Source organism: Aestuariivita sp. (assembly GCF_021404545.1).
In the GTDB taxonomy this organism is placed as follows: Bacteria; Pseudomonadota; Alphaproteobacteria; order Rhodobacterales; family Rhodobacteraceae; genus Aestuariivita.
Genome location: NZ_JAAWWD010000062.1, coordinates 1 through 24512 on the forward strand (window position 1 = coordinate 1; position 24512 = coordinate 24512).

Genomic DNA, 24512 nt, shown 5'->3' on the forward strand with positions numbered 1-24512 from the left:
ACGAAACCGGCAGCAGCTCAAAGTCATCATCACAGCCGTCGCCAGAAAGCTGGTCACCATCGCGAACGCTTTATGCAAAAGCCGTCAGAAATGGGCGGCATCCACAACCTGACAGATACAGTTGCTAGGGTCCGATCTTCTTGGATGTCCCGTGATCTATTTGCCGTCCAACGTCCGGCGAGCATCAACAATGCGCAAGAGATGGCTAGCGAGCAAAACAATCTCAATCGCTTCTTGAGCATCATCCATAGATACATTTCGGTGAGAGTGCGGGTTCTTGTAGGACCCGATGGCCCCCGCAAAAAGGTGCATCAATGCTTCGGCCTCGGCGTCCTGTTGTGTAGGGTCGCGCAGTGGTCCATCCTTGAGATTGAAGGCGCGGCGTATCATTGGGACGCCATGATCTCCTTCGGGAAAGCCTGCGGCAGTACGAACTGCAATCTCGACCGCCCGCATTGCCTTAAATACGGCCTCAGCATAGTCTCCCCGAACAAATGCGATCCAGACGTTTGTGGCAATCTCAGGGTGGAGTAAATCGCGTTGCAACCGACGCGCGGTCACATATTGGTCGAAATCTGTCACTGTTTTTAGAGATTTAGCTCGCCTGCTGAGAAGCTTCCAACTCTCGTTTCCAGGTTCCGGCACAAGAAAGCCCTGAGATTGTAGCCATGCCAGAGCTTCTGAAACAGCCAGGCTAACTCGCTCTATATATTCTCTTGGATAACTAGGGGTCCTGTCATTGTGCCCGGCCGAATTCTTTGTCTCCAACATCAAGTTGTGAATGCTGAAGGTGCGATCGCCGCGTTCACATCTTTCGCGAAGGAAGAAAAGCAATTTACCCGCCAACTCTTCAGGTTCAAACGCAAGTACAACCTCTGGATCCGGAAAACCTGCAGGAAGCTCGTGCACAATTAGACCCTATCATAAAATGAGTGTCCTTCTTTGCGCATGTATCAAACCGTTGGCCGAACTCCAAGATGCACGAATGGCCGCTTTGGTGAAGCTGCACAGCAGCGCTCGACGATGTTGCAGGAGTCAGCTTTGGGCCGTCTTCGCCGACAGACAGCCGCTCGAGCGCCAGAAGACCCTAGCAGCGTGACATACTCTGTTGTCTGAAGCACTAGATCCGGAAGATGCGAACCGGACGTCTGCGACCGAGCCACAAGCATCCGGTTCGCGGTGATTGGGTCAGTTCTTGACGTAAAAGCCAATTTCGTCTGACGTTCGACAGGAGGGCAAGTGGCGGACCGAGGAGGATTCGAACCCCCGACCCCTTGATTCGTAGTCAAGTACTCTATCCAGCTGAGCTATCGGTCCACTAAAGTGGGATCTAGACGTCACGGAGGTGCATTGCAACCCCCCAAATTGCAGCGCGAGCTGGGCCGAGTTCTGTGTCATTCGCATCCGCGCTTATACGGGTCGCTTAAGACCGGTCTGTCCGGTTTGTAAGGTCAGTGAAGGTGGCGCCAATTTCGACCGGGCGCCTTGGCCTGGCCCAAGAGGCTTAAGGACGGCTTTGAGCACATGCTGATGTTTGAGATCGAAATCATCACCGATGGCGGCCGAAAAAATGCGGATCGTCGAGAAAACGAGGCCGACAAGGGTATCCTTGCGGTTGCCTGGCGTAATGGCGTGGTGATCGCTGTATCGGTGGCGCAAACTCATGCTCGATGGGGGCTGTAATGCCATGGCCGAAGACGACGATTTCACCGGGAACAGCACCGCATGTGTGAGCGGCGCCTAGATCCATAGACGCTTTGCTTGGTACTTTGCGGACGCAACGGACGATGCACTTGTCAGGTCAGGTTCGATATTCGGACGTGTTGAGGACCGACGCGGTGGCGCAGGTCACCGAACGCGGTTTCTCGGCCAAAGAGGTGGCGGAAACGGCTGGGGCTCAGCACGACCTCGCTCTAAAGATGGACGGCACGGTTTTCGAGGCCGCTGGGGCAAACGCACCAGGAAGCGGAGGGCCGCCGTCTCAAGAAGGAGCTGGTCCGGGTTGGGGAGGAGCGTGACATCCCAAAAAAGGCCACCGCGCAGTTCGCCAGGGACGCCAAGCGCTCAGTGACGCACATCGTCCGCACCATCCGGTCCGTGTTCTTTGCAAGATGCTCAGCGTTCAGGCGCCAAAACTTTCCGGCGTATCGATGTTTCGCACCGAAAAACATCGCTGCAATGGACCATGGATCGACAAGGCACAAACATTCATACCAGACCGGCCGACGGCCGCACGGCACCTCTTAAGACGAGCCGACCCGCCCCGAGATCGCGAGATTGTTTGCTGGCATCTCGTGGATCTTGACCGTGAGGCCTTCGGCCCGCATCCAGCCGGTGACGATGCCGACATCTTTGTAACCGATCATCGGGCCACTGGCGGTCAGGCTTGCGTGAAAGCGGCTGTCGCCCTCCGATGTGAGCGCACCGTCGCGCATGAACGGACCGTAAAGGACAAAGCACCCCTTCGGTTTGAGCGCATGGGTTGCCTCGGTGATGACCGTGCGCGCTTCATCCGTTCGGATGAGGTGCAATAGGTTGATCAGCACGATCAGATCAACCGAACGGGCTTCTCCCCAACCGGGCTGTGTCGCGTTAAGCATGTGCGGGGCCTTAAGGTTGGCAAGTTCCGCCCCCGATGCGTAGGCTGAGATCGAGGACAGACGGTCCTGCGCCACTTCGGTTGGTTGCCAGGTGAGTTGAGGCATCGCGCGGGCGAAGGCCACGATATGTTGGCCGGTCCCGCTGGCCAGCTCCAGCGCGGTGCCGGATCCGGGTGCCGCATCCATCAACAAGGATACAAGCGCATCGGCATTGCGGTCCGCGGCGGGCGCATAGAGTTTGTCCGCTTCTAGCGGGTGCGCGACCGAGGCCGTGGCGGGCAGGGTGCGCCGGGCCATCAGCGCAGCCTTGCAGGCGTCAGATCGGCGACCGTTTCGACCGGCAGATCGGCGGGGCGACCAGCGACCAGATCTGCCACCAGCTGTGAGGCGGCCGGCGCGGTCTGGAAACCGTATCCGCCTTGCCCTGCGACCCAGATGAAATCGGGGTTGGCAGGGTCAGGCCCCAGAACCAGCGCGCGGTCGGGGCTGAAACTGCGCAGGCCCGCCCAACTCCCTTCCAGCCGGGTGACGGGCTCGGTCACCATCTCTTCATACCGCGCGAGGCCCTCGGCCAGCACCATATCATCTGCCCAGGCGTCATGGGCGTGGGTTGCGTCCTCTTCGGCTGGTGAGACGAGCCACTTGCCCGCATCCGGTTTGGCATACCAGGTCTCTCCGGTCCCCAGCAGCATTGGCCAACCTGTCACATCATGTCCGCCCGGGGCGGGCAGGCGGGCCATCGAGCGGCGCTTCGGCGTGATACCCATGGGCTCAATCCCGGCCATTTCGGCAAGCCCGTCGGCCCAGGCGCCCGCCGCGTTCACCAGCATGCGCGCGCGGTATTCCCTGTCACCTGCCATAACTGCCCATCCACCATCCGCACGCCGGATCGCGGTGGCGCGCGCATTGGTTACGACGCTGCCGCCACTTGCGCGGATTTCCCTGGCGAAGTCCTGGATGACGCGGTCGGTATCGATGTCCCAGGCGTCTTTGTGAAACCCGGCATGGGCGACCGTCTCAGGGTTCAGGATCGGCACAAAGGCGCAGGCTTCGGCTACGCTGATCACATCGAGCGTAAGATCACCCACATCCTGGGTAAAGCTCTCGTGCTGATCGGCGCGGCCCAGTACCATCAGCCCCCGGTCCGAGAGGTAGCCACCATGCGCGGTGCGAAAGTAATCTCCCGACGCCTTGTTCAGCGCCACGGTGGCGGGCAGACCATAGCTTACCTCATAAAGGGCGGCCGATCGGCCCGACGCATGATAGCCCAGCGCGGATTCGGCCTCCAGCAGCGTCACCTGCCCCAGAGCGGAGAGCCGTGCGCCGACAGACACACCGGCGATGCCGCCGCCGATCACCAGAAAGTCGATCATGCCTGTTCCTCGATCCGGTCGGTCGGAGGGGGAGGTGTTGGGCTCAGCGCGCTGAGGCGGGCATAAAGCGCATTGTCCATGTCGAACGCCAACGCCGCCAGTGACGGGGCCAGTTGCTCTGCCGTGCGGCCCGAGATGATCGGCATCGGCGCGGTCTCATGCCGGGCGACCCAAGCAACGGCAAGGGTCGCGGGATCAGCACCGATCTCTGCGGCGACCTCGGCGAGACCGCGCGCTGTGTCCTGCATCCAATCCTGACCATAGCGCGCGGCATAGCGTGTGTCCTCGCTCAGCCGCCCTGCGCCGCCTGCGCTGTATTTGCCGGTCAAGAGCCCGCCGCCCAATGGCGAATAGGCCGCCACGGCAATGTCCTGATCGGCGCACATGGGCAGGATTTCAACCTCGGCCTGACGTTTGACAAGGTTGTACATCGGTTGCAGCGCGTCGATGGCCAGGTCGAACTCCCGCGCGACAGAGACGGCCTTCATCACTTGCCAGGCGGCGAAGTTCGACAGACCGATATAGCGGATCCGCCCCTTGGCCTTGAGCTGGGCAAAGCTCTCCATCGTTTCGCGCAGATCGGTGTCGGGGTCGAACATGTGCAGGTAGTAAAGATCCACGACATCCAACCCCAGCGCGGCGCGCGTGGCATCGAATTGCGCGCGCATGTTTGCGGCGCTCGCCCCGTCGCCATGTCCGAATTTCGAGGCGATGAACAGCCCCTCGCGGCCCTCTTTCACGAATTGGCCAAGCAACTCCTCCGACGCGCCACCGGTATAAACGCGTGCGGTGTCAAAATGGGTGATCCCGGCGGCGCGGCAGGTGTCGAACATCGCGCGCGATTGGGCGCCATCGGCCTTGCCGCCGAATTGCATCGTGCCAAAGATAAATCGGCTTGGGCGGGCGCCATCGAGGCATGTCATCTGTGTCATGGACCAAGGGGTGCCATGGCTCTAGGTTTCTTGCAACGGGCAATAGCACACCAGCGGAAAGGCACACAGATGGCAGACGGGTTCGAAGCGATGATCCATGCCGCGCGCGGCTTTTTCGCAGAGCTTGCCCGCAACAATGAGCGGGCGTGGTACGAGGCCAACAAGGCGCGCTATGTTGACCAGATCAAGAAGCCGGCAGAGTTCTTTGCAGATCTGATCGCCGAGGATCTGGCGCGTCTGACTGGGGCAGCGGTCAAGCCCAAGCTCTTTCGGATTCACCGTGATGTGCGCTTTTCCAAGGACAAGACGCCCTATAACACACATCTGCATCTGTTGTGGTCGCCGGTCTCGGGCGGTGTGCTGGCGCCCGGCTGGTTTTTCGGGCTGGGGGCGGATTACTTCACACTGGGGCTGGGCGTAATGGGCTTGCAGGGCGAGAGCCTGGCGCGCTACCGCGCCTTTGTCGACCGGCACGGCGATGCGGTGCAGGGGGCGCTGGCGCGCTCGGGTGCCACGCTGTCGGATTGGGGCCCTGCGCCGCTCAAACGGGTGCCCAAACCCTATGCGGCGGACCATCCGCATGGGGATCTGCTCCGGCGCAAGGCGTTGACAGTCGCGCTGGAGATGCCAGAAGATTGGGAAGCGGTCGGGTTGGTCAAATCGGTCAACGCTCAGTTCGCCCGGCTGCGGCCCCTGCACGATGTGCTGGCCCGGAGCGACGGGTAGTCGGGTCGGGGCCTCAGAGGGTCAGACCGCCATCCACGGGCAGGCAGACGCCGGTGATGAACCCCGCCTCGTCCGAGGCCAGGAACGCCGCCGCCTGGGCCACGTCCCAGGGTGTGCCCTGACGGCCCATCGGTGTCATGGCAGCCCGTTTGGCAGCCAGTTCCTTGGGGTCGGCATCGGGAGCGACAACGGCGGTGACATGCGGCGTGTCGATGGGGCCGGGCAGCACCACATTGGCGCGGATGCCTTTCGGGGCGTATTGCGCCGCAATGGAGCGTGCCATCCGGTCAAGCGCGGCCTTGGAGACCTCATAGGAGGCATAGGAGTAGAGCCCCGACCGGATCGACGCCACGGATGAGATAAAGACCAGCGCGCCGCGCCCGGCCTCCTCCATCATCGGCAGAACCGCGCGGGAGAGGTGGAAGGCAGCACCCAGATTGATGTCGAAGACGCGGGTCCAATCCTCGGGCGTGGTCTCGGTCACGCCGCCGGGCAAGCTGGTGCCGATGTTGAAATGCATCACATCGATCCCACCCCAGTCGCGCAGGATGCCCGTGGCCCGCCCGATGGCGGCGGGATCGGTCATGTCGCCCGCGCAGGCCATGGCCTGACCGCCCTCGGCAGTGATCAGGGCGACGGTCTCCTCCGCCGCCTCAAGCGCGCGGTCCACGACCAGAACGCGGCCCCCCTCCCGCGCGTAAAGCAGCGCTGCCGCTTTGCCATTGCCCATGCCGGGCCCGATGGAGCCGCCACCCGCAACCAGGATTGTCTTTCCGTCAAAGCGCCTCATTTCAGCAGCACATTCGGCAGGTACATCACAAAGCTCGGGTAAGCGATGAAAAGGCCCAAAGCGATCAGTTGCAGCACCACGAACGGCACGATCCCGCGATAGACCTGACCCATCTGAACCCGGTCGCGCGCCGCCCCTTTGAGATAGAACAGAGCAAAACCGAAAGGCGGCGTCAGGAACGAGGTTTGCAGGTTCACCGCCATCAGCACCGCGAACCAGTAAACCAGATCGGCGCGCGGCACATGGTCACCCAGATCCATCACCTGAATGATCGGGGTGAAGATCGGCAACAGGATCAGTGTGATCTCGATCCAGTCAAAGAAAAAGCCCATCACAAAGATCAGAATCATCATCATCGCCAAGAGCCCCCAATCGCCCAGTTGCAGCGACCGCGCTGCGTTGATGATGAAGGTCTCGCCGCCTACATGGCGGAACACATAGGAAAAGGCAGTCGCCCCCACGAAGATGAAAAACAGCATCGCGATGGTGCGGATCGACCGGTCCATCGCGTCGCTGAGCACCGGCAGGTTGAGCCGTCCGCGCACAAACCCCAGCACCAGCGCGGCAAAGGCGCCGACGCCCGAAGCCTCCGTCGGGGTGGCGATCCCGCCGAGGATAGAGCCCAGGACCGCCACGATGATCAAAAGCGGCAGGGCAAGGGCCACCAGGAACTCGCGCCAGAGGCCGGTTTCGCCATCGATCTTGGGCGCGGCTGGCGCGCTGGCGGGATCGAGGGCGGCGCGGATCACGATATAGACCACATAGATCGCCGCCAGCGCCAGACCGGGCAGGAAGGCCGCGACGAACAGCTTGGCGAGGTTGAGCGTTAACAGATCGCCCATAAACACCAGCATCACCGAGGGCGGGATCAGGATGCCCAGAGTGCCGGCACTGGCGACCGTGCCCGAAGCGAGCGCGGGCGAATACCCTTTGTCCAGCATCGTCGGCAACGCCAGCACCGTCAGCATCACCACGGATGCGCCGATGATGCCGGTGGCCGCGGCCAGGATCGTGCCCATCAGCGTCACCGCCAGCGCCAGCCCCCCGGGCACGACACGCAGCGCCTTTTGCAGGGCGATCAGCAGATCCTCGGCGATCCGGGTCTTTTCCATGATCAGCCCCATGAAGATGAACATGGGCGCCGCTACCAGCACCGGGTTCTCGATGATGCCGCCAAAGATCCGGTTGGGCATCAGCGTGACCTGAACGAACCGCATCTCGCCCAGGGCAATGGCGATGCCGCCAAAGCTGAGCGTGACCCCCATCAGAACAAGGCCCACCGGCAGGGTGGAAAAGAGCCCCAGCATCAGAAACAGGAACATCAGGGCGGGCAGAAGGGTGTCAAGATCCATCAGTCACGCTCGAACGGATCAGAGAGGCGCGCGGGATCGCGCAGGACCACCCAGATGCGCAGGGCAACTGACAGGGCGGCGGTGATGGTCAGCACGGCGGTCAGCGGGATCGCGGATTTGATGATCCAGCGGTTGGGCAGACCCAGACCACCCGGCGCGCCTTCGCCACGGACATAGGCGCGCATCGCAAAATCATATCCGAACCAGGCCAGAAAGATCATGAAGGGGATCAGGAACAGGAGGATCGCCACCAGTTCCAGCCAGAGCCGCAGGCGCGGACCCAACTGTTTGGCAAAAAGGTCGATGCGCACATGGGCATCCTTGAGATAGGCATAGCCGAACCCCAGAATCGCAATCGCCCCATGCAGGTGCCATTCCAGCTCCGACAGCACGAACGAGCCTGTGTCGAAGAACTTGCGCCCGATCACATCGTAAAGGATCACCGCCGTCAGAACGAGCAGCAGGCACCCGATAAAGGCGGCGGCCAGGCGGCTGGGCAACGACAGCCAGCGGGAGAGGGTGAGCGCATTCATTATTCAAACCCCCGGGCGCGGGGAAGCCCCGCGCCCGAGATGGACCTCAATCAACGGTGCCCAGACGTTTCCAGTCGGCATATTCCTCGCGGAAGGCGCTGATATGATCCCAGACACGGGCGAATTCTTCGCTTTCGGCGGTCTTTTCGGCGACGACTTCCTGCCAGGCGCTTTCGAAGGCCGTCAGCATCTCATCGGACCAGCGGTGCACGATGGTGCCGTTTTCGGCAATCATTTTGGCCAGGGGCTCGGCCTGGATCGATTCGCCCTGAGCGATGGTGCGGGCGACATTGGCGGCACAGACCTCGGTGATGGCGGCGCGTTCCTGATCGTTCAGCCCGGCCCAGGTGTCGGTGTTCATCATGAACACGATCAGTGATGTCTGCTGGTGCCAGCCGGGGAAATAGTAATGTGTGGCGTGCTCATACATCCCCAGCGCGTTGTCGATCGCCGGAAAGCTGATTTCGGCCGCGTCGATGGTGCCCAGGTTCAGCGCGCTCATCGTATCTGCGGGGGGCAGGGATTGGGCCTGCACGCCCAGCTTCTGGAACACGGCGGCTCCCAGACCGAAGACCCGCATCTTCTTGCCCGCCAGATCCTCAACCGAGTTGATCTCTTCACGGAACCAGCCCGACGCCTCGGGGGCAAGGATCGCACACAGCTCGGAATGTACGTTGAAGGGCGCGCTGATCTCGTTCCACAGCTCATAGCCGCCGCCATTATACCACCAGGCGACGTATTCCTTGACGTCCGGCCCGAACGGGAACGCGGTAAAGAGCGAGGCCGAGGGCACCACGCTTTCGGCAAAGCCGGGCGAATACCACGCGGCCTCGATGGCGCCTGTGCTGATGGCATCCCAGATCTCGTTGCCCGCGACGATCTCACCAGGATTGCGGAACACGATCTCGATCGAGCCACCGGTGAGCGTCGAAATCCGGTCGCCCAGCCCCTGGGCGCTGTCGCCCAGCAGGGGCAAGGTGCCAGGATAAATCGATTGCATCTCGATCTCGCGCGCGCTGACCGCCGTGGCGGCAGCGGTAAGGGCGATGGCGGCTGTGACTGTTTTGAGGTTCATGTGGGTCTCCTCCCTTGGAACGTCATGATTTCAGGGTGATGCGCCTGCCCCCTCTTTTCACCGGGGGGCTTGGGCGGGTGATCAGGGTGGTGCCTGCGCATAGGCGCGGGCCTGGGTCACGCCGACACCGGCGGCAAGATAGCCGCCATCGACGGCCAGGCATTGGCCGGTGATGTGAGACGCACGCGGGCTTGCCAGGAATGCGGCGGTCTCCGCGATCTCTTGAGGTTGGGCATATCGCCCCTGCGGGATGGTCGCGACATAGTCGGCCACCTGTTCGGGCGGGTGCGATCCGGCGGCCAGCGGCCCTTCGACCGGGCCGGGGGCGATGGCATTGCAGGTGATGCCGCGCGGGGCAAGCTCTACGGCAAGCTGGCGCGCGAGATGGATCATCGCGGCCTTCGACGTGCCGTATCCGACGCGCCCAAACCCGGCCCGGATGCCGGAAACAGAAGCGACCATGATCACCGCGCCTCCTTCCAGCATGGAGGGCAGGGCGGCCTGGGTCAGAAACACCGGTGCGGTCAGGTTGACCGTCATGAAACGGTCCCACAGCTCGCGGTCGAGTTGGTCGAAGGGCACGATCTGACCGATCCCGGCACAGTGGATCAGGGCACCGATGGGGCCGTCTTCGATTAACCCATGTGCACAGGCGGCTGGCTCGGTGATATCCACCACCCGGGCTGCCGCGCCGACTGTGCGCGCGGCCTCGTGCAGATGCGGGTCGATATCCCACAGCACCACATGCCAGCCGTCGCGGATCAGCGCGGCCCCGATCGCCAGACCGAGAGTGCCGCCGCCTCCGGTCACGATGGCGGTGCGCGACGTCATGCGACGCGGTCCCCCTTCTTGACCTGAACGGTGCGGTTGTCGACAGCGGGCAGCATGCGCGCGGGATCGCGGGTCACCATCACGTCGATCACGCTGGGCCGGTCGGTTTCGGCAAAGGCCGCCGCCAGCGCCGGGGTCAGTTCATCCGGCGTTTCGACACGCTGGCCGTGACAGCCCATCGCGTTGGCGACGGCGGCGTAATCCGTCTCGGCCAGATCGGCGCTTTGGTAATTGCCCGCGCCATACATCAGATGTTGCAGCGCCTTGACATAGCCGGAGGCAGCATTGTTCACCACGATCACCGTCACGCCCAGACCCATGCGGCGGGCGGTCTCCAGCTCTCCCAGAACCATGTTGAACCCGCCATCGCCTGTCAGGCCCACGACCGTCGCGCCGGGTTTCGCAAGCTGCGCACCCATGGCGCCGGGTAGCCCATAGCCGATGGAGGCGAAACCGCGATCGGGCACGAAATGCCGTCCAGCCTGCCCGGTGTCGAACAGCAGCCCGCCCCAATGCGCGGCAAAGCCCCCATCGGCAATCAAATAGCCATCGGCGGGCAGCGCCTTTTGCACTTCGGTGATCAGCCGGGCCATGTGAACCGGGGTTTCCTCGGACTGCAGCCGGTCGGATACCTCTGTGCGCCAGGTCGCCATCCGAGCAGGGATCTGGCTGAGGTAGTCCTCCCGCATTGCGCGCTGATCAGCGGCGGTCGGTTGCATCGCCTCTGCCATTTCTGCCAAAGACACCTTGGCATCCCCCCACAGCTTGATCGTGGGCGCATAGGTACGCCCCATCTCTTCGGCCACGATGTCAAGATGGATCATGGTCTTGCCCGGGGCAGGCACGGTAAAGCGCTTGGTCGCGATCTCGCCTAGCTTGCAGCCCACCACCAGCAGGCAATCGCTTTCTTCGATCAGCGTATTCGCGATCCGGTCATAGCGGCCAAAGAGTCCGGCACTCAGCGGCGAGGTGCAGGCGATGGCGCCCTTGCCGGTCATGGTATGGGCGACAGGAATGCCGCAGGCCTCGGCGAGGGCCGTGACCTCTGCGGTGGCGCCTGAGATATGAATGCCGCCACCGCAGAGCATCAACGGGCGTTTTGCAGCCCGCAGCAGAGCCACGGCCTCGGCCAGCGCCTGTGCCTCGGGACGGCTTCGCAGGGCGGGCGCGGCCTCATGCGCGGGGTCTGTCTCGAAATCGCTGTCGTCAAAGCCATGCAACCCGTGGGCCACATCTTCGGGTACATCAACGACGACGGGACCGGGGCGACCGGATGTGGCCACGGCAAAGGCCCGGCGCATCGCTTCGGGAATGCGGCTGACCTCCTCGACGCGGATCAGCTCCTTGCAGGCCGGACGCAGGATCGATACCTGATCGGTCTCTTGCGTCATGTTCTTGCCCGCATGCTGGCGCTGGGCATCGCCCACGATAGCCACCAGCGGCGAGCCCGCATTCAGCGCCTCCACCAGACCGGTGACCAGGTTGGTGGCACCGGGTCCCAGCGTGGCGTCGACCAGCCCGACACGGCCCGATACCTTTGCATAGGCATCGGCGGCAAAGACTGCGCAGCGTTCGTCATTGACCAGATTGTGGTTCAGGCCCAGCCTGCGCGCGGCATCGTAGAACGGCAGAAGCTGAAAGCCGCCCATCCCGAACATCGGTCCCGCGCCATGGGCGATCAGCATCCTGGCAAGCGCTTCGCCGCCGGTCATTTCATTGGTGGTCATGTGCACATCTCCCGCGCGGCGGTGGCGATCATATCGACGGTCACGCGCAGCTGATCTTCGAGGTTGGGGGCATAAGGGATCAGCGCGCGCGGCGCGCCGAGCCGTTTGGGCGGGGCTTTCAGCGTGGTGTTTTCCACGACCGAGGCGACGACTTCGGCGCCGAAACCGCCAACCGCCACACTCTCATGCGCCACGATCAGCCGACCCGAGCGGCGCACTGAGGCCAGAACGCCGTCCTTGTCCCAGGGCCAGAGCGTGCGCAGATCCATCACATGGGCATGGATGCCCTCGCCCGCCAGCGTCCGGGCCGCCCGCGTTGCGACATTGGCGGTGTCGGACCAGCTGACAATCGTGACATCGTCGCCCTCGCGCCGGGTGGCGGCACGGCCCCAGTCGAACGGGGCGTCGGTGTCGACCTCGCCCTCATTGGCCCAGATATTCTTGTGTTCCATATAAACCACCGGATCGTCGGCGGCGATGGCGGCATGCATCATCGCGTAGTTGTCCTGCGGGGTTGCAGGCACCGCAACCACCAGCCCGGGCGTATGGACATACCAGTTTTCCAGGCTCTGTGAATGCTGCGCGGCCGAGGATCGCCACATCCCGATCGGCTTGCGGATCACCATCGGCGCACGGGACTGGCCGCCGAACATGAACCGCGCCTTGGCGATCTGGTTGATCAGCTCATCGGTGGCGCAAAGCGCGAAATCGGCAAAGCGCATTTCGACCACGGGGCGGGTGCCGACCATCGCGGCGCCGAATGCCGCCCCCATGATCGACGCTTCCGATATCGGCGCGTCGGACACCCGGTCCGGGCCGAATTCTTCCCTTAGACCCTTGTACTGGCCAAAGACACCGCCGCGCCCCAGATCCTCACCCACGCACCAGACGCGGGGGTCGGCTTGCATCGCTTCTTTCAGGGCGGCCAGCGCGGCCCCGGCATAGCTCATCTGCACCATCAATACGCCACCTCTTCGGGGGATCCGATGTCCTGGACATCGGCAAAGACGGTGTCATCGGAGGGGAATGGCGTGTCTGCGGCTGTCTGTAGGGCCGCATCCATCTCGGCCCGTGCCGCGTCGCGGATCCGGTCGAGATCAGCCACGCCGAGGCCCGCGGCCAGCAGCGCCTCGCGCTGGCGCGCGATGGGGTCGTCGCTGGCTGTGCGGGTCTCCGCCTCTCCCTGTGGGCGATAGGTGGCGGGATCGAAATAGGTGTGTCCGCCCTGCCGGTAGGTGCGTGCATGCAGAAAGGCGGGCGTGCGCGTATCGCGAATACGCGAGACAAGGTCCTGAGCGATGTCTGCGACGGCTTCGGCATCGTTGCCGTCGACCTCAACCGTATAAAGACCCATGGATTGGGCCCGGGCCGCCGCGCCCGCGCCGCCGGTCATATCGGAGGTGCGCGTGGTGGCGGACCACTCGTTATCCTCGCAGACAAAGAGCACCGGCAGGTCAAAGACCTGTGCCCAGTTCAGCCCTTCCAGAAACGGGCCGCGGTTGATCGCGCCGTCCCCAAAGATATCGACCACGATCCGGTCATCGCCCAGCAGCTTGATTCCGTGGGCCGCCCCGGCGCCGATGGTGATATTGGCCGAGACCACGCCATTGGCACCCAGCATGCCCACACCGAAATCGGCGATATGCATGGATCCGCCCTTGCCGCCGCAAGAACCGCCTTTGCGGCCCAACAGCTCGCGCATCATGGCGGTCGGATCGGCGCCTTTTGCCAAGGTATGACCATGGCCGCGATGGGTCGACAGAATAAGATCGTCGCGGCGCAACGCGTGCATGACACCCGCCGCGCAGGCCTCCTGCCCGATGGAGAGGTGGATCGCCCCCAGCACCAGCTGGTCGCGCGTTGCGGCCAATTCGGCGACTTGCTCAAAGGCGCGAATGCGCTCCATCATCGTCACGAGCGCGGTGCCGCGCGCGATATCGTAGTTCGTGGCGGTCATTGGTCTGTCGTGTCCTCCCAGTCAGACATGCGTTGCGCGAGGCGCTTGGCCTCTTCTCGCAATGCCGGCAGGATGACATCGGCGATCCGGTCATCCCCCATGCGTTCATTGATGGCCCCAACCGCGAGGGCCGCGACCGCGTGACCCGGCCCAGTGAGGATGGGCAGGGCGATCGCACTCATTGCGCTAACGACCGAGCCGTCGTTGCGCGCATATCCCGTGCGCTCAAACGCGGCATGGGAGCGTTCCAACCGGTCCGCATCGAACCCGTATTCATCAAGCCACAGGCGATTGACCTTGGTCGCGGCTTGGCGTGCGGCATCGGGCAGAGCACAATAAAGGGCCAGCGCTCCGGCACCCACACCCAGCGGACGCCGGTCGCCGCGATCCAGTGTCAATGTGCGGATCGGATAGGCGCCCACGCGCCGCGCCACACAGACTGAAACCGGACCTTCGGGCACCGACAGAAACACCGTGTCTTCTGTGATTTCGGCCAGCCGATCCATCCCGCGCGAGGCCATGGCGCCCACATCGATCATCGATGCGCGCCGCGACAGCTCTCCCAGTCGGGTGGCCAGGCGGTAGGTGCGCGTGGCCGGTTCCTGAAAGACATAGTTGATCTCCTGAAGGGAGGCCAAAACCCGGTGTGCCGTCGTTTTGGTGAATGCGGTCTGGCTCACCACATCGGTCAATGCCGCCCCCTGGGGCCTGTCGGCCAAGACATCCAGGACACGTGCGGCACGGGCGATGGAGCCGATGGTGGCCATGTCAGTTGACAAGTCTTCCCCCCTGACAGAGTTCCGTTTATCGGAACGAACTATTTATATTATCGGAACATACTTTACCGCAACGCGTCAAGTGCCTAGAAATCGAGCATGAGAGAAATCGTTTTTTTGGGGTCCGTGACCGATGCAAGGCCAGCGCACGCAGGCTGTGTCGCGGTATGTGGATCGCATGGCGGGCTATATCCGGGCGTGGTGGCCAGCCGGTCCGGGCTTTGCGGTGTGATCTTCAATGATGCCGGGCGGGGGCTGGAGGATGCGGGCGTTGCAGGTGTGATGCGCCTGGCCGATGCGGGATGCGCGGCTGCGGCTGCCGATTGCATGTCGTGTCGGATCGGGTCTGCCGATGACATGATGGGCAATGGACGGATCAGTGCGGTGAACGCGCTCGCCATCGGGCTTGGTGTCGCTGTGGATCAGCCGGTTGCCGACGCGATTGCCTGTCTGCGACATGTTGGAGCGCCGGGAGGACAGTTGCCGCCCATGAAGGAGGCGCGGCGGAGGCGGGTGTTGCCCAATGGTCTTTCCGTTCAACTCCTCGATTCGGCCTCGCTTGTCGGCCCTCAGGATGTAGGGGCGGTGGTTGTGACCGGCTCCCATGGCGGGCTGATCGGTGGCGATCCCGCCCGCGCGCTCAAGGTGTCGGCGCGGCTTGCGGTATTCAACGATGCGGGCGGCGGCAAAGATGGGGTCGGATTTGCCCGTCTGTCGGCATTGGAGGCACGGGGGATAGCTGCCCTGACCGTCGGCCATGACAGCGCGCGGATCGGGGACGCGGCCTCGGCGCTTGAGACCGGTGTCATCTCGCAGGCGAATGGGCCTGCGCGGGCGATGGGGGCCGCTCGGGGGCGCCCATTGTTGGAGATGCTCTCGGCACTGTCGGCCATGTGATCTGTTCAACCCGTGCGCCGGGTCTCGCTCACGCTCTGTTCGAGGATGTTCAGCCTTTGCGCAGGCAGCTGTGCCAGCAGATCTGCCACCAGGTCGCGGCATGCCTGACCCGCCCAGTCTTTGGGAAAGACATGGCCGGGCAGATCGGGGGCCTTGAGAGCAACCCGCCGCCAACTGTGAACGACCAGAACCCGCAGTGCGGCGATCTGGGGTGGCGACAGGCTGTGCTGTTCCAACTGTTCGCGAAGTGCGCGCAACCGTTCGACAAGGTCGCGCGATTGCCGGGCCAGTTCGGGGGCGCATATGCGGGCTGTCATCCAACCGGGCAGCGTCGCCTCTGGCCCGATTAGGGAGGCGTAGACACCCTCTCCGGTCGGTTCTGCCGGTGCGATCAGCGTATTCGCGGTGAGCCACGCACCGGTCCCGTCGTATTCCATGGCGGGCAGCGCGGGGTCGGTCAGAACCAGCCATGCTTCCTGCGCTTGCGGCGACTTTGCATAGATGAGCGGAGAGGCTTCGGCACTGCGCGCGCGACCAAAGGGGGTCAGATGATAGGCGCTGGTGCGTCCGCTGCGCTGGCTGTCGATCCAGCCATCCTTGCGCAAACGGTGCAGCGCCACACGCACCGCTTCGGGTTTCAGACCGATCAGCCGGGCCAGGTGGTTCAGCGCCTGGCCGCTGATCCGCGCCGTCTCTTGCTGAGCCAGATCGCCAAAGACCGTGACCAGCAGCGACCAGACCCGCGGCGTCTGCGCACCGCTGATGATGTGGACCAGATGGTCAAATGGGGGTGCGGCGGTCGGTGGCGTGGTCAGGGTCCTCAGCGGGAAAAGGCGTTCATCGTCAAAAGCTCGTATTCGGCGACCGTGTCATTGTCTTGGTTCGTCAGGGTCACATGCCAGCGCACCTCGCCATACTCGTCATTGCGGGGCGTCTTTTTCTTGACCGTCAGGCGCACCTTGATGCTGTCGCCGGCTTCCACCGGTTTCATGAACCGTAAATTGTCGAGCCCGGTATTGGCCAGAACCGGCCCCTCGTTCGGCTCTACGAACAGCCCCGCGGCAAAGCTGAGCAACAGATAGCCATGCGCCACGCGCCCCGGAAAGAATGGGTTTCTCTTGGCCGCGGCATCATCCATGTGCGCATAGAACGTGTCGCCGGTGAAATGGGCGAAATGCTCGATATCGTCCAGCGTGACCTGGCGCGGGGCGGTGTGGATTGTCTCGCCGATCTGCACCTCGTGGAAGGTGCGGGTAAAGGGGTGCGCGGGCGCCTCTGTCTCGGTCCCGCCGGGCACCCAGGTCTGGCCAATCGCGGTGAGGATATCGGGGCTGCCCTGCACGGCGGTGCGCTGCATATAGTGCATCACGCCGCGCACGCCGCCCAGCTCTTCGCCGCCGCCTGCACGTCCTGGACCGCCATGCACCATGTGGGGCAGGGGGGAGCCGTGGCCGGTGCTTTCGCCCATGCTGTCACGGTTGTTGAAATAGAGCCGCCCGTGAAAGGCGCCGGCGCCCAGCACGATCTGACGCGCAACATCGCTGTCACCGGTGATCACGGATGCCACAAGCGAGCCTTCGCCCCGGTTTACCAACTGGGTGGCGTGATCCAAATCGCGGTAGCCCATGATGGTCGAGACGGGCCCGAACGCTTCGGTGTCGTGGATACGATTCGCGCCATCGGGATCGGCGCAGTGAAACAGCATCGGCGGCAGGAAGGCACCTTTGCTCGCATCCGCGCCTGCAACCTCGAACGCATCGGGGTTGCCGTAGACACGCTCGGCCTCGGATCCGATAATCGCGGCCTTTTCCAGAACGTCGCGTTTCTGGCTGCCCGAGACCAGCGCGCCCATCCGCGTTGCCTCGGCCTGTGGATCGCCGATCACCGTTTGCGCCAGACGCTTGGACAGTGCGGCAATCACCGCATCGACCTGGGATTGGGGGGCGAGGATGCGCCGGATCGCGGTGCATTTCTGGCCCGCCTTGGTGGTCATCTCGCGCTGGACCTCTTTGACAAAGAGATCGAATTCGGGCGTGCCGGGCACCGCATCGGGGCCAAGGATCGAAGCATTGAGGCTGTCTTGTTCGGCAACAAACCTGATCGAGTTCTTCAATAGATGCGGGGCGGACCGCAGTTTCAATGCGGTCTCGGCGGAGCCGGTAAAGCTCACCACGTCCTGGCTGGTCAGATGGTCGAGCATATCGCCCAGCCCCCCCGTCACCAGTTGCAGCGCACCGGCGGGCAGGATGCCGCTGTCAATCATCGTCCGCACCGCCAGTTCGGTGACATAACATGTCGCGGTGGCCGGTTTCACGATTGCCGGAACCCCGGCCAGCAGGGTGGGCGCCAGTTTTTCAAGCATCCCCCAGACAGGGAAGTTGAACGCGTTGATATGCACCGCCACACCGCGCATCGGGGTGCAGACATGCTGGCCCAGGAATGTGCCGCCCCGCGAGAGCTGTTCGACCTCGCCATCGAGATAGACATGGCCGTCCGGCATCTCGCGCCGACCTTTGGAGGCAAAGACGAACATCGTGCCGATGCCGCCATCGATGTCGATCAGGTGATCGGCCTGCGTGGCGCCGGTGGCAAAGGACAGATCATAAAGCGCCTGTTTGTGCTGACCCAGATGGGTGGCCAGCGCCTTGAGCATCCGCGCGCGGTCGTGAAACGTCATCGCGCGCAAGCCGGGCCCGCCCACATCGCGGGCATGGGCCAGCATCGCGGCCACATCCAGCGTGTCATTGCCGGCGCGCGCCATCACCGCACCGGTCACGGCATTCTCGATCTCGCGCGCGCCGGGGCCCGGGGCGATCCAGTGACCGGCGGCAAAACTGTTGATCTCAAGAAGGCTCATAGATGTCTTTCCTTTTTATCCGTCAGAGCGGTGTCACGCGGCCTGAAACGTCAGGCCCAGCCGTGCCAGCCCATGACCCAGCTGATCCTGCCAGAGCGCGCGCAGCTCAGGTCCGGTCAGATCGCGCAGGCCCCAGCCTTGCAGTTGCGCCATCCGATCCGCGCCCACATCGCCAAAAATCGCCGCGACGCGCGGGTGCCAATAGGTCAGCGCTGCGGTGATCGCGGGACCATTGCCTTGGGCCAACAACCGCTCCAAACCTTCCTCAGCCAGTTCTGCATGCCGTTGCTCGGTTGGCAGGATCTCACGTATCGCCTCTGACAGGGGCTGATAGCTGACCTTGGTCATCTCGCGCAGTTGCACACAGACGCCCAGCCCCATGCAGAAATTCATCACCACCGCGTCGGCCCATCCTTCCAGAGGGTAATTCATCACCGACAGGCGCATATCGTGGGTGCTGCGGTGCGAACCGGGAGCGGTGTCGCGCGGCAGCCGGTCCGCCCAGGGGTGGTGATTGGCATAGCGGTCGGTATTGGCCCCGAACTCGCCCATCAGGCGCAGCACCCGGTCGGCATTGTCGGTCTTTTCCAGCACGATGCGGGCGGCCGCGATCCGTTCCTTGATGCCGGGGCCGGCATTGATCACATCGGCAAAGCCCGCCGCGCCAGCCAGTTCGCTGTCGACAAATGTCGCCATGATCTTCATCAGCTCGGCGCGGTAACGGGGCGGCACATTGGCCGGGTTGGTCAGCCGCCCCCCCTTGGCCAGATAGTCGGTGATATTCATTTCGTCTGCCATGGCGTGCTCCTATTGATCGTAATCCACGACCACCGTGTCGGTGACCGGATAGGACTGGCACGACAGCACATAGCCTTGGGCCACCTCGTAATCCTCAAGCGCGTGATTGGCGAGCATCTCGACCTCGCCCTCCAGCACCTTGCATTTGCAGGTCGAGCAAACGCCGGCCTTGCAGGCAAAGGGCGCATCCAGCGCGTTTTGCAAAGCGGCATCGAGGATGCTGATATCCTTGCCCATCTCAAAGCTGCGCGCGGTGCCATCCATCGTGACGGTGGCCTGGGTTACTTGTGCCCCGACAGCCGCGTCACCCTTCGCGTTGGCCTTCTGTTTCAGCCGCCCCGGTTGGGAGGAGGCGAAAAGCTCGAACTTGATCTGCGTGTTGGTGAGCCCGTTTGCGCGCAACGCCTCGGCGATGGTCAGCATCATCGGCTCTGGCCCGCAGATGAACGCGGTGTCGACCGAGGCGATATCGACCCAATGCTCGAACAGGGCCGCGCATTTCTCGGCGTCCACCCGGCCCTGGAACAGGTCGATTTCCTGCGCGTCCTGTTCCAGCACATGGATCACGCTGAACCGGCCCATATAGGTGTTCTTGAGGTCCTCCAGCTCTTCGCGGAACATGATCGTGTTCACCCCGCGATTGGCATAGACCAGCGTGAATTGCGATTTCGGCTCACCCGCCAGAACAGTGCGGATGATCGACAGGACCGGCGTGATGCCCGACCCGCCCGCAAAACCCAGATAGTTGCGTGCCGCCGCGGGATCCAGGGGGGTGTGAAAGCTGCCCATGGGCGGCATCGCCTCCAGCACCATGCCGGGTTCCAGGTTGTCATTGGCCCAGGTCGAGAACGCGCCGCCTTCGACCCGTTTGATGCCCACCTGCAACGGCCCGCCATCGGCGGCCGAACAGATCGAATAGGACCGGCGCAGCTCCACCCCGTCGAAGTCACGGCGGAAGGTCAGATACTGGCCCTGAATGAACTGAAAATCCGACCCGTCGGGTTGGGCGAAGGTCACTTCGACCGCATCGCGGATCGTCTTGCGGACCTGTTGAACGGTGAGAGGGTGAAAACGGGCCATGGGATGTGCCTTCAGTCGTGGCGGAAAAGCTTGGAGACGATGCGCCAGCTGTCATCGTCTTGCTGCGCGATATGGAAATGATTGACGAATGAGAGGCCCAGCAGGTTGGCCTCCACCAGGGTCGCCGTTGCGATCTTTCCGGTTTGGTTCAGCGCGGTGATCTCGGCCGTGTAATCGGGACCGACATCATTGGCCTCCAGCGCTTTGTAGAACGGCTTTGGCCCTTTGTTGAGCAGATCGGATCCCATCCAGCCGGTCATCACCGCGTTCTCGTGAAAGATCGCTTTCAGAAGGTCGATATCGCGAGTGCGCGTCCCCTCCACATAAGCCTCGACAACGGCGCGTGGGGTATCGGTGGGATCGGACATCACGGGGCTCCACTTGGTCAGAGACACTTGAAATAGTCGAACGGCTCAAGGCAGTCGTTGCAGCGCCAGTGCGCCTTGCAGGGGGTCGAGCCGAACTGGCTGACGCGCGAGACGTTCTTGCTGGCGCAGCGCGGGCATTTTTCCGGCCCGCCTGCTTTTTGCGGGGGGGCTATGCCGTAAGCCTCCAGCTTGTCGCGGCCCTTGTCGCTGAGCCAGTCGGTGGTCCAGGGCGGGGCGATCTGGGTCCTGATGCGGATATCCTTGACCCCGTGATCGCGCAGCGCGGTTTCGATATCCATCGAGATCACGCGCGTCGCGGGGCATCCCGAATAGGTTGGCGTCACCGCCACCTCCAGCGTGTCGTCGTCCCAGGCCACGGCCCGCACGATGCCCAGATCCACGACCGAGATCACCGGGATCTCGGGGTCGGGCACCTGATCGAGCCAGTCCCAGACCTGATCGACCGTCGGTTTCATCCTACCACGTGGCCCCAGGGTATGCCCGTTGCAGCCACTGCATCTGGGTCAGGATATGGCCCAGATGCTCGGAATGGCGGTAGCCCGTCTTGCCGCCGGAATGGGCGAAATCGCTCTCGGGCACGGTCAGGGTCGCATCGGCCAGCGCGCCGCGCACGGCGGTGTCATAAGCTGGACGCAAGGACGCGGGATCGGGTGCAATCCCCGCCTCGACCATCGCGGCATCGACCTCATCGCTCTGGAACATCTCGCCGACATAGGGCCACAAGAGATCAAGGGCAGCCTGCATGCGCGTGTGGCTCTCGCTCGTTCCATCGCCCAGACCGATCACCGTATCGCCGGAGCGTTCCACGTGATAGCGGACCTCCTTGACCGATTTGGCGGCGATGCCCGCGACCCTCTCGTCCGTGCTGCCTTCCAGTGCCTCCAGCATCAACAGATGAAAGCTGTCGAACAGGAACTGGCGCATCATCGTCTGACCGAAATCGCCATTGGGTTGCTCGGCCAGCAGGACATTACGGAAATCCCAGGCATCCCGCAGCATCGCTAGATCATCTGCTGAGCGGCCCTTGCCCTCGATCTCGCCCGCGAGATCCAGCCACATCTGGGTCTGCCCGATCAGGTCGAGTGCGGTATTGGCCAGCGCGATGTCTTCCTCAAGCACCGGTGCGTGGCCGCACCATTCGCTGACCCTGTGACCCAGAACCAGCGTGTTGTCGCCCATCCGGCAGACAAATTCAAAGAACGCCGCATCCCGGTCCATTACATAGCCCCCACATCGTCGGGGATGTCGAAAAAGGTCGGATGGCGGTAGACCTTGGATTCCGACGGCTCATAGAGCGGCCCTTTTTCCGAAGGCGAGGAGGCGGCGATATGCGCGGCCTCGACCACCCAGATGCTCACGCCTTCGTTGCGGCGGGTATAAACGTCGCGCGCGTTCTTGATCGCCATTTCGGCGTCTGGCGCGTGCAGGCTGCCCACATGGCGGTGGCTCATACCGTGCTGGCCACGGATGAACACCTCCCAAAGCGGCCATTCATGGCGCTGCGGGCGTTCCGGTGTGCCGGGCGTGTCGGGATAGGCTGAGTTCGGAGCGCTCATTCTGCTGCTACCTTTCTTGCGGCCCGTTTCTCGGCATGGGCCAGAAGGCCGTCGCGGACCCATTTGCCGTCGTCCCAGGCCTTGTTGCGGTCGGCGAGCCGTTCCGTGTTGCACGGGCCGTTGCCCTTGAGCACGTCATAAAATTCCGACCAGTCGGGTTCGGAGAAATCGTACCCGCCCTTTTCTTCGTTCCAGGTCAGATCGGGATCGGGCACGGTCAGGCCCAGATATTCCGCCTGCGGGACGGTCTGGTCGACGAATTTCTGGCGCAGCTCGTCATTGGTGTTCATCTTGATCTTCCACGCCATGGATTGCGTGGAATGCACAGAGTCCTTGTCGGATGGACCGAACATCATCAGTGACGGATACCAGAAGCGATTGAGCGCATCCTGCGCCATCTTCTTCTGCGCCTCGGTCCCGCCTGCCATCTTCATCATGATGTCGTAGCCCTGCCGTTGGTGGAAGCTTTCTTCCTTGCAGATGCGGATCATCGCGCGCGAATAAGGGCCATAGGAGGTCCGTTGCAGCGGCACCTGGTTCATGATCGCCGCGCCATCGACCAGCCAGCCGACCGCGCCCATATCGGCCCAGGTCAGGGTCGGGTAGTTGAAGATCGACGAGTATTTCATTCGCCCATCCAGCAGCATCTCGGTCAGCTCATCGCGGGACACACCCAGCGTTTCGGCGGCACAATAGAGATAGAGCCCGTGCCCAGCCTCATCCTGCACCTTGGCCAGCAGGATCGCCTTGCGTTCCAGCGTGGGCGCGCGGGTGACCCAGTTGCCCTCGGGCAATTGGCCCACGATCTCGGAATGGGCGTGCTGTCCGATCTGGCGGATCAGCGTCTTGCGATAGCCCGCAGGCATCCAGTCCTTGGGTTCGATCTTGTCGCCCGCGTCGATGCGCGCCTGAAAGGCCTGCGCCTCGGCGCTGTCATCGGCGGCTTCGGATTTGACCATCTGTGCATACATCTTGGGGATCCTCCCGGTTACACGCGTTCCAGAATCAGGGCAGCGCCCTGACCAACTCCAACACACATTGTGCAAAGCGCATAGCGCCCGCCGGTGCGCTTCAACTGATGGGCGGCGGTCAGCACCAGCCGCGCGCCCGACATGCCCAACGGATGGCCCAGCGCAATCGCCCCGCCATTGGGGTTCACGCGGGGATCGTCATCGGCCACACCCAAGGCGCGCAAGGTGGCAAGGCCCTGGCTGGCAAAGGCCTCGTTCAGCTCGATCACGTCCATCTGGTCGATGCTCAGCCCCGCGCGCGCCAGGATCTTCTGGCTGGCAGGCACCGGACCGATGCCCATCACCCGCGGCGCCACCCCGGCCGAGGCCATGCCGACCACCCGCGCCATCGGCGTGAGCCCATGCGCGCCCGCTGCCTGTTCGGAGGCCAGGAGCAGCGCCGCCGCGCCGTCATTCACGCCGCTCGCGTTGCCGGCGGTGACACTCAGGTCGGGGCCGTTCACACCGCGCAGCTTGGCAAGCTTCTCGACCCCGGTGCCCGGGCGGGGATGCTCGTCGGTGTCCACTACAATCGGATCGCCCTTGCGCTGGGGTATGGTGACCGGCACGATCTCATCGGCAAAGCGGCCCGTCTGATGCGCGGCCTCCCAGCGGTCCTGGCTGCGCGCGGCGAAGGCGTCCTGGTCTTCGCGGCTGATCTGGTAATCCTCTGCCACGTTGTCGGCGGTCTGAGGCATCGAATCGATACCGTATTGCGCTTTCATCTTCGGATTGACGAACCGCCAGCCAATGGTCGTGTCATAGACATCATTGGCGCGGGAAAAGGCGGTCGTTGCCTTGGGCATCACGAAGGGCGCGCGGCTCATGCTCTCCACGCCACCGGCGATGGTCAGATCGTAATCCCCTGCTTTGATCCCGCGCGCGGCAAAACCCACCGCGTCCATCCCGCTGGCACAGAGCCGGTTGACTGTTGTGCCGGGCACATCAATGGGCAGGCCCGCGAGCAGCGCCGCCATCCGGGCCACGTTGCGGTTGTCTTCACCGGCCTGATTGGCCGAGCCGTAAATGACCTCATCCACCCGCGCCCAGTCGACACCGGGGTTCCGTTCCATCAGGGCTGCAATAGGCAGTGCCGCCAGATCGTCGGTTCGCACCGAAGACAGCGCACCGCCATAGCGCCCAATCGGGGTACGTACGCCATCACAGATGAATGCATTCACGGATAAAGCCCTCCCAAGCATAATCGACCGCATGGTCGGTATAGGTCAGCAGAAGGATTCGTGCAAGAATTA

The 24512-nt window shown here is 63.3% G+C and carries 25 protein-coding genes, 1 tRNA gene and 1 pseudogene; 3 read left to right on the forward strand and 24 right to left on the reverse strand.

Going from position 1 to position 24512, the window contains the following annotated elements; translation table 11 throughout:
- Window positions 1–156: 156 nt before the first annotated feature.
- Window positions 157–909, reverse strand: a complete 753-nt coding sequence (locus tag HEP69_RS19255; RefSeq protein ID WP_290560128.1) for a TIGR02391 family protein — start codon at window positions 907–909, stop codon at window positions 157–159.
- Between the two features lie 331 nt (window positions 910–1240).
- Window positions 1241–1317 (reverse strand) — tRNA-Arg (locus tag HEP69_RS19260).
- A gap of 207 nt (window positions 1318–1524) precedes the next feature.
- Between HEP69_RS19260 and HEP69_RS19265 the strand changes: the two are divergent.
- Window positions 1525–1717: pseudogene (locus tag HEP69_RS19265) on the forward strand (IS3 family transposase); the annotation flags it as partial.
- A gap of 526 nt (window positions 1718–2243) precedes the next feature.
- Here HEP69_RS19265 and HEP69_RS19270 read toward each other — a convergent pair.
- The 3 genes from HEP69_RS19270 to HEP69_RS19280 are packed head-to-tail and all read right to left on the reverse strand — an operon-like array spanning window position 2244 to window position 4905.
- On the reverse strand, window positions 2244–2897 hold the full coding sequence (locus tag HEP69_RS19270; protein ID WP_290560129.1) for a DUF938 domain-containing protein: 654 nt from the start codon (window positions 2895–2897) through the stop codon (window positions 2244–2246).
- Complete coding sequence (locus HEP69_RS19275; RefSeq protein ID WP_290560130.1) at window positions 2897–3973, reverse strand: FAD-binding oxidoreductase; 1077 nt, start codon at window positions 3971–3973, stop codon at window positions 2897–2899. Before HEP69_RS19275 ends, HEP69_RS19270 begins: the two co-directional genes overlap by 1 nt.
- Window positions 3970–4905, reverse strand: coding sequence for an aldo/keto reductase (locus tag HEP69_RS19280; protein WP_290560131.1), 936 nt, complete (start codon window positions 4903–4905; stop codon window positions 3970–3972). Before HEP69_RS19280 ends, HEP69_RS19275 begins: the two co-directional genes overlap by 4 nt.
- A 69-nt stretch (window positions 4906–4974) precedes the next feature.
- On the opposite strand from HEP69_RS19280, the gene HEP69_RS19285 reads away from it, so the two are divergent.
- Window positions 4975–5631, forward strand: coding sequence for a DUF2461 domain-containing protein (locus tag HEP69_RS19285; protein ID WP_290560132.1), 657 nt, complete (start codon window positions 4975–4977; stop codon window positions 5629–5631).
- A gap of 13 nt (window positions 5632–5644) precedes the next feature.
- Here the strand turns inward: HEP69_RS19285 and HEP69_RS19290 are convergent, their stop codons facing one another.
- The 9 genes from HEP69_RS19290 to HEP69_RS19330 all read right to left on the reverse strand — a co-directional run bounded on the left by HEP69_RS19290 (window position 5645) and on the right by HEP69_RS19330 (window position 14675).
- Window positions 5645–6421 carry an SDR family oxidoreductase gene (locus tag HEP69_RS19290; RefSeq protein ID WP_290560133.1) on the reverse strand — a complete coding sequence of 259 codons (777 nt, stop codon included), beginning with the start codon at window positions 6419–6421 and terminating at the stop codon, window positions 5645–5647.
- Window positions 6418–7773, reverse strand: a complete 1356-nt coding sequence (locus HEP69_RS19295; RefSeq protein WP_290560134.1) for a TRAP transporter large permease subunit — start codon at window positions 7771–7773, stop codon at window positions 6418–6420. Before HEP69_RS19295 ends, HEP69_RS19290 begins: the two co-directional genes overlap by 4 nt.
- Window positions 7773–8306 (reverse strand): TRAP transporter small permease subunit, encoded by a 534-nt coding sequence (locus tag HEP69_RS19300; protein WP_290560135.1) that lies wholly within the window; start codon window positions 8304–8306, stop codon window positions 7773–7775. The genes HEP69_RS19295 and HEP69_RS19300 overlap by 1 nt, the downstream gene beginning before the upstream one ends.
- 46 nt (window positions 8307–8352) lie before the next feature.
- Window positions 8353–9381 carry a TRAP transporter substrate-binding protein gene (locus HEP69_RS19305; protein ID WP_290560136.1) on the reverse strand — a complete coding sequence of 343 codons (1029 nt, stop codon included), beginning with the start codon at window positions 9379–9381 and terminating at the stop codon, window positions 8353–8355.
- 81 nt (window positions 9382–9462) lie between these two features.
- Window positions 9463–10212, reverse strand: a complete 750-nt coding sequence (locus HEP69_RS19310; protein ID WP_290560137.1) for an SDR family oxidoreductase — start codon at window positions 10210–10212, stop codon at window positions 9463–9465.
- Window positions 10209–11939, reverse strand: coding sequence for a thiamine pyrophosphate-binding protein (locus HEP69_RS19315; RefSeq protein WP_290560138.1), 1731 nt, complete (start codon window positions 11937–11939; stop codon window positions 10209–10211). Before HEP69_RS19315 ends, HEP69_RS19310 begins: the two co-directional genes overlap by 4 nt.
- Complete coding sequence (locus HEP69_RS19320) at window positions 11936–12898, reverse strand: transketolase C-terminal domain-containing protein (RefSeq protein ID WP_290560139.1); 963 nt, start codon at window positions 12896–12898, stop codon at window positions 11936–11938. Before HEP69_RS19320 ends, HEP69_RS19315 begins: the two co-directional genes overlap by 4 nt.
- Window positions 12898–13896 (reverse strand): thiamine pyrophosphate-dependent dehydrogenase E1 component subunit alpha, encoded by a 999-nt coding sequence (locus HEP69_RS19325; protein ID WP_290560140.1) that lies wholly within the window; start codon window positions 13894–13896, stop codon window positions 12898–12900. Before HEP69_RS19325 ends, HEP69_RS19320 begins: the two co-directional genes overlap by 1 nt.
- Entirely contained in the window at window positions 13893–14675 is a 783-nt protein-coding gene (locus HEP69_RS19330) for an IclR family transcriptional regulator (protein ID WP_290560141.1), read from the reverse strand. Before HEP69_RS19330 ends, HEP69_RS19325 begins: the two co-directional genes overlap by 4 nt.
- A 96-nt stretch (window positions 14676–14771) precedes the next feature.
- On the opposite strand from HEP69_RS19330, the gene HEP69_RS19335 reads away from it, so the two are divergent.
- On the forward strand, window positions 14772–15569 hold the full coding sequence (locus HEP69_RS19335; RefSeq protein WP_290560142.1) for a hypothetical protein: 798 nt from the start codon (window positions 14772–14774) through the stop codon (window positions 15567–15569).
- Window positions 15570–15574: 5 nt separating this feature from the next.
- Here HEP69_RS19335 and HEP69_RS19340 read toward each other — a convergent pair whose 3' ends face one another.
- From HEP69_RS19340 to pcaF, 10 genes are read right to left on the reverse strand one after another with little or no spacing between them, the layout of a single operon-like run.
- The gene (locus HEP69_RS19340; RefSeq protein ID WP_366111691.1) at window positions 15575–16426 is read right to left on the reverse strand and encodes a PaaX family transcriptional regulator C-terminal domain-containing protein; all 852 of its coding nucleotides are present in this window, start codon (window positions 16424–16426) and stop codon (window positions 15575–15577) included.
- Complete coding sequence (gene paaZ / locus HEP69_RS19345) at window positions 16390–18426, reverse strand: phenylacetic acid degradation bifunctional protein PaaZ (RefSeq protein ID WP_290560143.1); 2037 nt, start codon at window positions 18424–18426, stop codon at window positions 16390–16392. The genes HEP69_RS19340 and paaZ overlap by 37 nt, the downstream gene beginning before the upstream one ends.
- A gap of 33 nt (window positions 18427–18459) precedes the next feature.
- Window positions 18460–19224 (reverse strand): Phenylacetic acid catabolic protein, encoded by a 765-nt coding sequence (locus HEP69_RS19350; RefSeq protein ID WP_290560144.1) that lies wholly within the window; start codon window positions 19222–19224, stop codon window positions 18460–18462.
- Between the two features lie 9 nt (window positions 19225–19233).
- Window positions 19234–20304 carry a 1,2-phenylacetyl-CoA epoxidase subunit PaaE gene (paaE, locus tag HEP69_RS19355; protein ID WP_290560145.1) on the reverse strand — a complete coding sequence of 357 codons (1071 nt, stop codon included), beginning with the start codon at window positions 20302–20304 and terminating at the stop codon, window positions 19234–19236.
- 11 nt (window positions 20305–20315) lie between these two features.
- Window positions 20316–20672: a nuclear transport factor 2 family protein gene (locus HEP69_RS19360; RefSeq protein ID WP_290560146.1), complete on the reverse strand. Its 357-nt coding sequence runs from the start codon at window positions 20670–20672 to the stop codon at window positions 20316–20318.
- Window positions 20673–20689: 17 nt separating this feature from the next.
- Window positions 20690–21148 (reverse strand): 1,2-phenylacetyl-CoA epoxidase subunit PaaD, encoded by a 459-nt coding sequence (paaD, locus tag HEP69_RS19365; protein ID WP_290560147.1) that lies wholly within the window; start codon window positions 21146–21148, stop codon window positions 20690–20692.
- A gap of 1 nt (window position 21149) precedes the next feature.
- Entirely contained in the window at window positions 21150–21911 is a 762-nt protein-coding gene (gene paaC / locus HEP69_RS19370) for a 1,2-phenylacetyl-CoA epoxidase subunit PaaC (protein ID WP_290560148.1), read from the reverse strand.
- Window positions 21911–22249, reverse strand: coding sequence for a 1,2-phenylacetyl-CoA epoxidase subunit PaaB (gene paaB, locus HEP69_RS19375; RefSeq protein ID WP_290560149.1), 339 nt, complete (start codon window positions 22247–22249; stop codon window positions 21911–21913). Before paaB ends, paaC begins: the two co-directional genes overlap by 1 nt.
- Window positions 22246–23220 (reverse strand): 1,2-phenylacetyl-CoA epoxidase subunit PaaA, encoded by a 975-nt coding sequence (paaA, locus tag HEP69_RS19380; protein WP_290560150.1) that lies wholly within the window; start codon window positions 23218–23220, stop codon window positions 22246–22248. Before paaA ends, paaB begins: the two co-directional genes overlap by 4 nt.
- Before the next feature lie 17 nt (window positions 23221–23237).
- Entirely contained in the window at window positions 23238–24440 is a 1203-nt protein-coding gene (gene pcaF, locus HEP69_RS19385; RefSeq protein ID WP_290560151.1) for a 3-oxoadipyl-CoA thiolase, read from the reverse strand.
- Window positions 24441–24512: the final 72 nt, after the last annotated feature.